Genomic DNA, 12000 nt, shown 5'->3' on the forward strand with positions numbered 1-12000 from the left:
GCCATATGGGTATTGTCACCTCAGTGCCACATCATACTCAGTCATCAGTCACTCTTAGCGTTGTTGTCCCTTACTTCAACGAGCAAGAGGTGCTGCCTGAACTACATCAACGTTTAAGCTCAGTTTTAGACAGTTTGGCTGACACCAGTGAGATCATCTACATCGATGATGGTAGCACAGACAATAGCTTAGCGATTGTGGAAAGCTTCACCAGTCGTTCTTCATCGATTCAGAGTGTGTCGCTAAGCCGTAATTTTGGTAAAGAAGCAGCCATGAGTGCAGGACTCGAACACTGCCATGGTTTAGCGGTAATTCTCATTGACTCCGATCTTCAAGATCCGCCTGAGCTAATTCCTCAAATGCTAGATAAATGGCGCGAGGGTTACGATGTGGTCAATATGCAAAGAGCAGAAAGGCTCGGTGAAACGTGGTTTAAACGTCAGTCTGCTGCTGTGTTTTATCGCCTTCTCAATTCCATGGTCAAGTCTGAGATCCCTGAAAATGTCGGAGATTTTCGTCTTCTTTCAAGAGAAGTCGTCGACCATATTAATCGTCTCCCTGAGCGAAATCGTTACATGAAAGGGATCTTCGCTTGGCCGGGATTCAAACAAGCAACGATTCAGTTTCAACGCGATGCACGATTTAGCGGTGAAACCAAATGGAATTATCTCAAGCTTATCGGTTTAGCCGTCGATGGTATTACCTCTTTCTCAATTCGTCCTCTCAGGATTGCCACAGTGCTTGGAAGCTTGATTGCAGGGGGCGCATTCATCTATGGCGTGATGATCGTGATTAAAACACTGCTGTTTGGTGATCCTGTCACCGGTTATCCGTCAATGATGGTTGTGCAGTTGGCACTAGGAGGCATTCAGCTTCTCAGTATCGGCGTATTGGGCGAGTACATTGGGCGAATCTTCATTGAAACCAAACAGAGACCACTCTACCTAGTGCAGTCGGTCAGTGAAAAACAAGCAAGGCAGCAAGTACAAAAAAGGGAGAAACGAGCGTGAGTTTTAACCGAGTTCACTTATGGGCGATTTTAGGCGCGGCACTCTTGATTAGATTGCTGACTTTAGGCGCTTACCCACTTATGGATACCACCGAAGCCAGATATGGTGAAATGGCGCGGTTAATGATTGAGACGGGCAACTGGATCACGCCTCAATTTGACTATGGCGTGCCTTTCTGGGGTAAGCCGCCCTTGTTTACATGGATGAGTGCAGTGGGTATCGAAACGTTCGGTATCAACGAGTTTGCCGTTCGAGTTCCCCATTGGATGGCTGGTATATTGATTTTGCTGTTTATGGGACTGTTTGCCAAGCGGGTAGGTTACAACGGCTTAATCACAGCACTGGTCCTAGCAACCTGTGGGATCTTTTCAATTGCTGCAGGCGCGGTAATGACGGATATGGCGCTAACCCTAGGCATTACCATCGCCATGCTTGGCTTTTACCTCTGCTGGCTTAGTTATGAGGAAGATAAGCCCAATAGGGGATGGGGCTACATTGGTTTTGTCGGCTTAGCGATCGGCTTATTGGCTAAAGGGCCGCTTGTGATTGTGTTAATGGGGCTTGCTGTCGTGCCTTGGCTTGTTTTGCAGCATGGTTTCACTCAGGCGCTAAAAGTGCTTTGGCAGCGTTTCCCGATCGCAACAGGGACACTGCTGATGCTAATCATTGCCTTACCTTGGTATGTGTTGGCAGAACGTGCAACTCCGGGCTTTATCGATTATTTCATCGTAGGTGAGCACTTTAAGCGCTTTCTAGTCAGTGGTTGGGAGGGCGATCTTTACGGGACAGCACACAATGAAGTTCGCGGCACTATCTGGTTGTTTTGGCTATATTCCGCTGCGCCTTGGTCTATTGTTCTGCCAGTTTTGCTGTGGAAAAAATGTCGCAGTTTGAAATCAAGGATCAAACCTAAAAATGGCATTGTTAGCTTCTTACTGTTTTGGATGATAGCGCCTTTGGTTCTATTTACCTTCTCAGGAAATATTCTGCCCGCTTATGTGCTGCCGGGTGTGCCTGCGATTGGTTTGCTGATGGCGGTTCTGGTTTCGGATCTAAAACAAGATAAAAAGTGGTTTAAGGTCACCGCGAGTATCGTACCCGCGTTACTGGTGATAGCGGTCGGATTTATTCATTTAGATGTCGGAGATAAACGTAGCGACAAAGTCATTCTTAGAATGGCTCAGCCTGACGTTGCTACCTACTATGTTGGCTCACGTCCTTTCTCCGGACAGTTTTACAGTTCTGGTCAGGCGAAGTTACTCAGTGATGAATCGGAACTGAATGCCTTGTCTCAGGTGCAGCTGATTGGTGAACGCAATGCAGTAGATAAACTGGTTAAAGAAAAGCAGTTAAGCTGCATTATCGAGTTTACCGCAAAGAGTCGTCGCTCATTGTATCGTTGTGGTCAACAGTCATGAACAGCAAGCTTTTTCGCTTTGCAGTGATTGGGTGCATCGGCTTTGTCGCCGATGCATTGGTTTTTTCAGCTCTGTTTTATCTGTCAGGCACGCCAATTATGATTGCCCGTGTAATCGCGTTTGTGTGCGCTGCGACGGTGACATGGTTTGGTAATCGCATCTTCACTTTTCAAAACACAGAACAAAATGTGGCTCAGCAATGGATCAAGTTTATGTGTGGAGCGAGCTTATCTGCCTTGCCAAACTTCTTGGTGTTTAAGCTGTTGTCGTATGTTTTAGGAGAAGTAGGGAGAGGGCCTTTGATTGCCTTGGTTGCTGGGATACTGGTAGGGATGGTGAGTAACTACTTGCTAAGTTCTCGTTGGGTTTTTGCTCAGGTTGGTATTAAACGCGCAGAATAAAAAAAGCCCAGAGCAATCAGGCTCTGGGCGGATACAAATAAACATAGGAGTTAATAAGAAAAAGCAGCGTAAATTAGTAGCTTCAGTAAGAAAACAAGTTTGACGGCCTGTAAACTTAGTGGGTTGTCCAAACCCTCGAATGCTCTGCTAACTACACTTATTCAGACCGGGCGTTTTCAAAACAGTTCCAACTTTTTTAAAAAAAATTTTCTTTTCTTTCTTTCAAGCGCTTAGAACCCAATCCAGACATGGTGGTCAGACCAATCTATAAAAATGTGATGTTAACAGCTTGTTGCTTTGTTGTTTCGGATGTATATTTTCAAACAGTTGTTTAATACGAGTGATTAAAATGGCAAGTAGAAACTCCACCAAAGAGAAAATTCTTGATGTAGCAGAAGCGCTGTTTGCAGAACATGGCTTTAAAGATACCTCTCTACGCACGATTACCAGTAAAGCGGGTGTGAATTTAGCGTCGGTTAACTATCACTTTGGTGATAAGAAAACCTTGGTGAGAGCAGTGTTGGATCGATACCTCGAAGCATTTATGCCTGCCGTTCAAGATGCATTGATTAACCTCAACCTAAATGAAAGTTTTGAGATGGCTGACGTGTTTGAGTCTCTACGCGGTCCGTTACGTAATCTAAATGATGTACGGCCAAATGGAACCAGTCGCTTTATGCTATTAATCGGTCGCGGTTATACCGATGTGCAGGGCCATCTGCGTTGGTTTATCACTACTCGTTATTCGGAAGCATTATCTCTATTTACTCAATCGGTAATGAAAGCGAATCCGAAGCTCACTCAAGAAGAGTTGTTCTGGCGTTTACATTTTACGCTCGGGACTTGTGTTTTCACAATGGCTTCAAGTCAAGCGCTACTTGAGATTGCTGAAAATGATTATGGAAAAGCAATGGATGCCAAATCTGTTGTTGACCAACTGATTCCATTCCTAGCAGCAGGCGTCGCTGCGGAATCGAAGTTTTAACTAGTACCTACAAATAACAAAAATATTGGACCACTAAATAGTGAACAAAAGGATCTGATTATGGGCTCTCTAAGAAGAAAATGGGTAAGTGACCCAGCTTTTAAAATGTTTAAGAAAGTGCTGCCACCACTATCGAGCACTGAAAAGGAAGCAATGGAAGCGGGTAGTGTTTGGTGGGATGGAGAGCTTTTCTCTGGTCGCCCTGACTTCACTAAGCTTCACCATTATCCGAAGCCAACCCTAACGGCTGAAGAGCAGTCGTTTATGGATAACGAGCTAGAAACTCTGCTAGCTATGCTAGATGACCATAAGATCGTAAAAGAAGATCGCGATTTGCCACCTGAAGTTTGGCAGTACCTGCGTAAAGAGCGCTTCTTCTCTTTGATCATTTCAAAAGAGTACGGTGGTCGTGAGTTTTCATCATTGGCGAACTCAACAATTGTAACGCGAATTGCAACCCGTAGTATCAGTGCAGCGGTTTGTGTGATGGTACCGAACTCGTTAGGTCCAGGTGAGCTTCTGTCACACTACGGTACTCAGGAACAAAAAGATTATTGGTTGCCTCGCCTAGCGGATGGTACTGATATCCCATGTTTCGCGCTTACTGGCCCAGAAGCGGGCTCTGATGCTGGTGGTATTCCAGATGAAGGTATTGTTTGTTACGGCGAGCATGAAGGCAAAGAAGTCTTAGGTGTTCGTATCAACTGGAACAAGCGCTACATTACACTAGCACCTGTTGCGACTGTTCTTGGCTTAGCGTTCAAGATGTACGATCCAGATGGTTTGATGGGTGACAAGAAAGAATTGGGTATCACCTGTGCTCTTATCCCAGCTGATCATAAAGGTGTGGAAAACGGTGAGCGCCATGACCCACTAGGGTTAGCATTTATGAACGGCCCAACCTTTGGTAAAGATGTGTTCATTCCAATGGACTGGCTGATCGGTGGTCAAGATTACGCAGGTAAAGGCTGGCGTATGCTCGTTGAGTGTCTATCAGCAGGTCGTGGTATTTCACTTCCGGCATTGGGCACTGCGGTTGGTCACCTAACTTCACGTACGACAGGTGCTTATGCGTATGTTCGTAAGCAATTTGGCATGTCGATTGGTAAGTTTGAAGGGGTAGCAGAATCGCTAGGCCGAATTGGTGGTTTAACTTACCTACTAGAAGCAAGTCGAACCCTGACGACAACCTCTCTAGATCTTAAAGAGAAACCGGGCATTGTCACCGCGATCGCTAAATACCATATGACAGAGATGGCTCGTACTATTCTTAATGACTCAATGGATATTCACTCTGGTCGTGCAATTCAAGATGGCCCAATGAACTACTTGGCATCGCCATACTTGGGTATTCCGGTGGCGATTACGGTAGAAGGTGCCAACATTCTTACTCGTAACTTGATGATCTTTGGGCAAGGTGCAACACGTTGTCATCCATACGTACTTAAAGAGATGGAAGCGGCAGCAAATCCTGATCACAAGCAAGGTGCGAAAGAGTTTGATGATTTGCTGTTTAAGCATATCAAACATGCAATGGGTAATACCTTCGGTGCGTTTGGTGCGGCGTTGACAGGTTCTCGTTTCATCAAAGCCGACATGAGCGGTGCGACTCAGAAGTACTACAAAGAGATGACTCGCCTAAGCCGTGCGCTTGCAGTGAGTGCAGATATTGCCATGGCGACGCTAGGTGGAGATCTGAAACGTAAAGAAATGATTTCTGCTCGTTTAGGTGATGTGCTTGCTTATCTATACATGGCTTCAGCAGCGCTTAAGAAATATGAGGATGAAGGTCGTCAACAACAAGATCTAGACTTTGTTCACTATGCTGTTCAGCACTGTTTATACAATGCGGCTAATGCATTACAAGAAGCCTTCACTAACTATCCTCAAAAAGCAGTAGGGCGTTTATTAAAAGTACTTATCTTCCCGTTGGGTAACCATTTTGCGAAGCCAAGTGATGATTTAACGGTGAAACTAGCAGAAGCCTTGATGACTCCGGGTGCGCAACGTGACCGATTGACTAACCTTTGCTACGTTGGCAAAGATGAGAATGACAGTGTTGGCCTAATGGAAACGGCATTCTTAGCTATGTATGACATTAAGGGGCTAGAGCGTAAGCTAATGCGTGCGGCGAAGGAAGGTAAGGTTGCCCGCAAAGGGTTACTGGCAGACCGTTTGGCGCAGGCACTAGAAGCGGATGTGTTAACTCAGGAAGAAGTGGATCAGATTGTCGCGGCAGACAAGCTTCGCTATAAAGCGATTCAAGTGGACCACTTTAGCCATGACTTTAGCGCGATTCACACCAATGGTAAGCCAAAAAAGGGCAAAGCTAAGCTAAATACTGCAGCTTAGCGAAGTAACAATAAAGATACGAAAGGCACCTTATGGTGCCTTTCTTTTTTGCTAAAGATCTCGATAGCCGCTGAAAGTGCTCCAACCACTTACATTTTCGCGACATTTTTACAGAAATTAGATGCGATCTTTAGATGAACCTTTTATCCTAGCGGGGTTTTTTAAAGGAAGTTGAATATGATCATCAAACCTAGAATTCGTGGATTTATCTGTACTACAACGCATCCAGTGGGTTGTGAAGCTAACGTAAAAGAACAAATTGCTTACACAAAAGCGCAAGGCCCAATCAAAGATGCACCTAAGCGTGTACTTGTTGTTGGTGCTTCAAGTGGCTACGGTCTATCTTCTCGTATCGCTGCGGCATTTGGTGGCGGTGCTTCAACTATCGGTGTTTTCTTTGAGAAAGAAGGCACAGAGAAAAAACCTGGCACAGCGGGTTTCTACAACTCTGTAGCGTTTGAAAAGCTTGCTCGTGAAGAAGGTTTGTACGCAAAGAGCCTAAATGGCGATGCGTTCTCTAACGAAGCGAAAGAAAAGACAATCGAATTGATCAAAGAAGACCTTGGTCAGATTGATATGGTAGTTTACTCACTGGCTTCTCCAGTACGTAAGATGCCAGAAACTGGTGAACTAATCCGTTCATCACTTAAGCCAATCGGTGAGACTTACACTTCTACAGCGGTTGATACCAACAAAGACGTGATCATTGAAGCAAGCGTAGAGCCGGCAACTGAAGAAGAGATCAAAGACACTGTTACTGTAATGGGCGGTGAAGATTGGGAACTTTGGATCAACGCTCTATCTGAAGCTGGCGTATTAGCTGACGGTTGTAAGACGGTTGCATACAGCTACATTGGTACTGAACTGACTTGGCCAATCTACTGGGATGGTGCGCTAGGTAAAGCGAAGATGGACCTAGACCGCGCTGCAACAGCTCTTAACGATAAGCTTTCGGCAACAGGTGGTACGGCGAATGTTGCAGTACTTAAGTCTGTTGTAACTCAAGCAAGTTCTGCTATTCCTGTAATGCCACTATACATCGCTATGGTATTTAAGAAGATGCGTGCTGAAGGTGTACATGAAGGCTGTATGGAACAGATCTTCCGTATGTTCAGTGAGCGTCTATACAAAGAAGACGGCAGTGCACCACAAGTGGACGACAAAAACCGTCTACGTTTAGATGACTGGGAACTACGTGACGACATTCAGCAACACTGTCGTGACCTATGGCCTCAAATCACATCTGAAAACCTAAAAGAGCTGACTGACTACGTTGAGTACAAAGAAGAGTTCTTGAAGCTATTCGGCTTTGGTGTTGAAGGCGTAGATTACGAAGCTGACGTAAACCCAGATTACAAAGCAGATTTCATCGCGATTTGATAGAGAATGAACAACGTTCCGCCTTTTGGAGAGCTGGAACGTTTCGCTCTTAGAAATCTCGATAACTAGAATTAACTAAAAGCCGATGTGAATACATCGGCTTTTTGTTGCTGAGGGGAATGTATTTCGATTTAAACTGGTGGAAAGCGTTTTGAGTCTATAATTACTGCAGGTATTAGTCGCTGGAGAGCATAGACGATGATGAAAGGCTCACGGGCAGTTGGATTGTTATTATCTATTTTCTTGTCTTTAAGCTGCTACGCAAAATCGATCACAATCGGCATCGAGAACATCAACTATTATCCCCTCTACGCCTACGATAAATCGATGGATTCCTATTCCGGCTACGTGCCAGAACTTCTCAATAATTTTGGGCAGGCCTATGGCTATAAAGTGGACTATTTGGCATTGCCGATTAATCGCTTATATAAGAAGTTTTATAGCGGTGAAATTGATGCCAAGTTTCCTGATAGCGACTTATGGAATATTGAGTCGAGAGTCGGCTACCAAATCAATTATTCAACACCTGTGATTGAACTCGAGGAAGTCATGTACGTGCAGCAGAAAGATAAAGACCTACGGCTGGCTAACTTTAACAAGCTGGGTATCGTAAGGGGCATGACTCCCTGGAAACTCTCTGAGGTAATTGAAAGTGGTCAGCTAAAAGTGCTTGAAGCAGATAATCCCGAGTTACTGTTAGAGATGGTGTTTAAAGGCAGGGTTCAAGGGGTGGTAATGGATCGCAGCGTTGGACAATTTCTGCTGTCACAAATGGATCAAAGTATTAGTTTGGATGTGAATACCTGGTTGCTCGAGTCTGTCGGTGGCAGTTATCACCTTTCGAACATCAACAACCCAAGTCTAATCAGTGATTTTAATCAATACTTAATCACCCACGCGGAACAGGTTAGTCAACTGCAAGTCAAGTATGGGATTAAAGCGGTTGATTGAGGCGTGTTCAGAACGCTTCGTTCCGAGAGCGGACTTCGTCCTTCGAGATGAACCCCGTGCATTACTCGGTCATTCCATAGAGTGACGAAGGAGCGAGTAGGGAATCTCAATCAGTTATCTACTTGCTTGAAGAGGTCCCCAACTCAGTCTTGCCTCCCTCTCGGGGATGACATAAAAAACACAGGGTTGACACATTGTGCCAACCCTTTAATTTTTTCTCGCTTCTCGCTTCTCGCTTCTCGCTTCTCGCTTCTCGCTTCTCGCTTCTCGCTTCTCGCTTCTCGCTTCTCGCTTCTCGCTACTTAAACGTCGACCAAATCGGTGCGTGATCAGAAGGTTTTTCGATACCACGCAATTCGTAGTCAATATCTGACTCGAAACATTTCTCCGCAAGCTTCGGTGTAGCGAGAACCACATCGATACGTAGGCCACGGTTGTCTGGGAACCCTTTTGAGCGGTAATCGAACCACGAGAAACGATCGTTCACATCTGGGTGGATTTGACGGAAAGTGTCGACAAAGCCCCAGTCTAATAATGTCTTCAACCATTCGCGCTCTTCCGGTTGGAACGAACACTTACCGCTTTTCAGCCAACGCTTACGGTTTGGTTCGCCAATGCCGATGTCTGCGTCAATTGGGCTGATGTTAATGTCACCCATAACGATAAGCTGTTCATCATTGTTGTGATGATCGTTGAGGTAAGTCATCAAGTCTTTATAAAACTGACGCTTATACGGAAACTTGGTTTCGTGGTTGATGTTATCGCCTTGTGGGAAGTAGCCATTGAGTACCGTGACTTTTTCACCATTGTCATCTTCTAACGTCACCATGATCATACGCTTTTGATGATCTTCGTTATCGGTCGGGAAACCTTTTTGAACTGAGATAGGCTCTTTCTTACACAGTATAGCCACGCCGTAATGTGCTTTTTGCCCATGGTAGTAAACCTTGTAACCCATCGCTTCCACATCTTCTAGGGGGAAGGCTTCGTCGTGAACTTTGATTTCTTGTAGGCCGATAACGTCAGGTTGATGCTTATCGATCACGGCTTGTAGTTGATGAAGGCGGGCACGAAGACCGTTGATATTGAAAGAGATAACTTTCATTTCCGTTCCTTGCTTGTGGCTGTTCGAATTTTTGTAAGGCAATACTAGCATCAATTTTCAGTCGCGGCGAAGGCGATGAACGGACTTGGCAGTATTTAACATTTTTTTAAACTTTCGATTGATATCTACTTCGTTTATGGTGTAATTCCAAGGATACTTATTAATTAATTTGTCTATTTGAAACACCGAGTTTGCTATAAGGATGTATTATGCGAACGTTATCAGTGCAGTGGAAAATCACACTCCTAGCAGGTTTTTGCCTGCTTGTTACTTCCCTTTCTTTGATTGGCTTTTCCGTTTATAACGCGATTTCTAATCAACACCAGATCAAACAGCAGAGTTCAAGGTCTGTTATCGACAAGTCAGAACAGATTGTAGAGACTCGCGCCTTGCTTAATGCAACGCAAGTTTCAGAGTTTCTAAATGAAGCTTTGTACCGAGCAGAGATGCTCGCATCTAGCGTGATGTTTCAAAAGAACCTAAGTGAAGAAAACTTTGGTGATAGTGAGGAGCTGCGAACCGCATTGGATGAGATGGTACGCAGAGCGGTTATAGATTTTGAGAGTGTACAAGGTGCCTACTTGGTGTTTAGGCCCAATATGCTTGATAACGAAGACAGTAACTATGTTGACGCTGAGTATGTTGGTTCCAATGAAATTGGTCGATTTGCACCATATTGGATGACAGCGCAAAACGGTGAGAACATTGTTTCGAGTGTTTTATCTGAAGCCGTATTAGAAGACTCAACCAACAGTGAGCGTTTCTACTGCCCATTAGCATCGGGTGATACCTGTATCACCACGCCAAGAGTAGTCACTCAAGATGGTGGGGCATTCTTAACCAGTTCAATTTCAATTCCACTCTTGATTGATGATACAACAATTGGTTTCTTTGGCATCGACCTGCGATTAGATGGTCTGTCAGGGATTGTCGTTAACTCTGATCAACAGCTGTTTTCCGGTAGTGGTAACGTCAATCTGATCAGTTTGGATGGTTCATTGATCGCCAGTGATAATCCATCTAGTGCGGTCGGCCAGCCATTTGTGAGTGATATTGTTTCTCCGGATAAGTTAACTGACCTATTGTTTGGGCAATCTGTTCAGACACAGTGGAGTGAAGACGGCCAGTGGCTTAATGTTTTTGCACCAATTATGGTCGCGAATCAGACTTGGGGTGTGCTATTTGATCTGCCTCGCTCTAGTGTGCTTGCAGATGCAGAGGCTCTAGATGAGATAATCAGCCAGCAAGTCGAGTCGAGTGTGACGACAGAGCTTATCGCAGGTATTGTGCTTGTGGTGCTTGGTCTTGCTACGATTGCCTTCTCTGCCTCGCGTTTAGTGAAGCCAATTCGAGAAGTGGTTGCACGCTTAGATGATATCGCTTCAGGTGAAGGGGATTTAACCCAACGCTTAGATGTAAAGTCGCAAGATGAAATAGGACAGCTCGCGATCGGTTTCAACCGCTTCTTAGATAAACTGCAATCAATTATCAGTGAAGTTGTCGATACGACGATTCAAGTAGGAACAACAACCCAACAGTCGCGAGTTGCCGCGCAGCAAACTCGCACCAGTAGCGACTCGCAGTTTAAAGAAGTTGATTTAGTAGCAACGGCATCTGAAGAGATGACACAAACGGCGGGCTTAGTGGTTCAAAATGCAGAAATTGCAGTAAGAGAAGCTGAAAAAGCAAATGAAGCGGCTGCATCTGGTCAAGATGTGATAGACAAGTCTCAACAAGAAATGCTGCGTTTGGTGGAACGTATGACAGCAGCGGTTCCTGTTGTAGAAGAACTCGCGGCAAACAACGCCAATATCACCGAGATTTTATCGGTGATCGAAGGTGTGTCAGAGCAAACGAATTTGTTAGCACTTAATGCCGCTATTGAGGCGGCAAGGGCAGGTGATCAAGGTCGTGGCTTTGCGGTCGTTGCCGACGAAGTTCGTAATCTTGCGAGCCGAACTCAAGAATCCGTTGGTGAAATTAGGCAGGTGATCGAAAACGTGCAAAACGGCACGCGAGATGTGGTTCAAGCGATTCAAGATGGTAACGACCTTGCCAATGATTCCGCTGCTCAAGTTCAAAGTGCGGCCAAAGAGCTGGGTCAGATCTTTGAAGCCATCGCGTCTATCAATGATATGAACACTCAAATCGTTAAGGCCGCTGAAGAACAACAATCGGTTTCAGCAGAGGTTAACCAAAGTGTTAGCAATATCCGAGATTTGAGCGCACAGATCCTCACGCAAGCTGAAGAGTCAGAGATGGTGAGTACTCAAATTGCCGATCTGTCTGATAAGCAGCAGCAGTTGGTGAATCAGTTTAAAGTTTAGATAATGGATTCTCACCGTTAAAAATAAAAAAGGGTTTCGTTGTACGAAACCCTTTTTGTATCAGTGCTTAG

9 protein-coding genes are annotated in these 12000 nt (G+C 45.0%); 8 read left to right on the plus strand and 1 reads right to left on the minus strand.

What is annotated here, in order from left to right:
* Positions 1–5 precede the first annotated feature (5 nt).
* From AC6R16_RS11845 to AC6R16_RS11875, 7 genes are all read left to right on the plus strand, one after another.
* Positions 6–1010, plus strand: a complete 1005-nt coding sequence (locus AC6R16_RS11845) for a glycosyltransferase family 2 protein (RefSeq protein ID WP_500640773.1) — start codon at positions 6–8, stop codon at positions 1008–1010.
* Positions 1007–2428 (plus strand): ArnT family glycosyltransferase, encoded by a 1422-nt coding sequence (locus AC6R16_RS11850; protein ID WP_500674470.1) that lies wholly within the window; start codon positions 1007–1009, stop codon positions 2426–2428. Before AC6R16_RS11845 ends, AC6R16_RS11850 begins: the two co-directional genes overlap by 4 nt.
* Positions 2425–2829 carry a GtrA family protein gene (locus AC6R16_RS11855; RefSeq protein ID WP_500640771.1) on the plus strand — a complete coding sequence of 135 codons (405 nt, stop codon included), beginning with the start codon at positions 2425–2427 and terminating at the stop codon, positions 2827–2829. Before AC6R16_RS11850 ends, AC6R16_RS11855 begins: the two co-directional genes overlap by 4 nt.
* Before the next feature lie 349 nt (positions 2830–3178).
* Positions 3179–3814: a TetR family transcriptional repressor PsrA gene (gene psrA, locus AC6R16_RS11860; RefSeq protein WP_239826121.1), complete on the plus strand. Its 636-nt coding sequence runs from the start codon at positions 3179–3181 to the stop codon at positions 3812–3814.
* A gap of 60 nt (positions 3815–3874) precedes the next feature.
* Positions 3875–6166 (plus strand): acyl-CoA dehydrogenase, encoded by a 2292-nt coding sequence (locus AC6R16_RS11865; RefSeq protein ID WP_500640770.1) that lies wholly within the window; start codon positions 3875–3877, stop codon positions 6164–6166.
* A 177-nt stretch (positions 6167–6343) separates the two neighbouring features.
* A complete protein-coding gene (gene fabV, locus AC6R16_RS11870; RefSeq protein ID WP_239826119.1) occupies positions 6344–7546 on the plus strand; it encodes an enoyl-ACP reductase FabV in 1203 nt (400 codons plus the stop codon).
* Between the two features lie 198 nt (positions 7547–7744).
* Positions 7745–8497 (plus strand): substrate-binding periplasmic protein, encoded by a 753-nt coding sequence (locus tag AC6R16_RS11875; protein WP_239826118.1) that lies wholly within the window; start codon positions 7745–7747, stop codon positions 8495–8497.
* A 298-nt stretch (positions 8498–8795) separates the two neighbouring features.
* On the opposite strand, the gene xthA is transcribed toward AC6R16_RS11875, so the two are convergent.
* A complete protein-coding gene (gene xthA / locus AC6R16_RS11880) occupies positions 8796–9602 on the minus strand; it encodes an exodeoxyribonuclease III (RefSeq protein ID WP_500674471.1) in 807 nt (268 codons plus the stop codon).
* Between the two features lie 209 nt (positions 9603–9811).
* On the opposite strand from xthA, the gene AC6R16_RS11885 reads away from it, so the two are divergent.
* Entirely contained in the window at positions 9812–11929 is a 2118-nt protein-coding gene (locus tag AC6R16_RS11885) for a methyl-accepting chemotaxis protein (protein ID WP_500674472.1), read from the plus strand.
* The last annotated feature ends 71 nt before the right edge of the window (positions 11930–12000 follow it).

The sequence above is a fragment of the Vibrio sp. R10-SG3-ISO10 genome (genome assembly GCF_059834185.1).

What these genes read in the sequence shown, in the direction of transcription:
- AC6R16_RS11885 (WP_500674472.1), top strand. Translation starts at nt 9,812, where the DNA reads ATGCGAACGTTATCAGTGCAGTGGAAAATCACACTCCTAGCAGGTTTT.
- AC6R16_RS11875 (WP_239826118.1), top strand. Translation starts at nt 7,745, where the DNA reads ATGATGAAAGGCTCACGGGCAGTTGGATTGTTATTATCTATTTTCTTG.
- AC6R16_RS11845 (WP_500640773.1), top strand. Translation starts at nt 6, where the DNA reads ATGGGTATTGTCACCTCAGTGCCACATCATACTCAGTCATCAGTCACT.
- fabV (WP_239826119.1), top strand. Translation starts at nt 6,344, where the DNA reads ATGATCATCAAACCTAGAATTCGTGGATTTATCTGTACTACAACGCAT.
- psrA (WP_239826121.1), top strand. Translation starts at nt 3,179, where the DNA reads ATGGCAAGTAGAAACTCCACCAAAGAGAAAATTCTTGATGTAGCAGAA.
- AC6R16_RS11855 (WP_500640771.1), top strand. Translation starts at nt 2,425, where the DNA reads ATGAACAGCAAGCTTTTTCGCTTTGCAGTGATTGGGTGCATCGGCTTT.
- xthA (WP_500674471.1), bottom strand. Translation starts at nt 9,602, where the DNA reads ATGAAAGTTATCTCTTTCAATATCAACGGTCTTCGTGCCCGCCTTCAT.
- AC6R16_RS11865 (WP_500640770.1), top strand. Translation starts at nt 3,875, where the DNA reads ATGGGCTCTCTAAGAAGAAAATGGGTAAGTGACCCAGCTTTTAAAATG.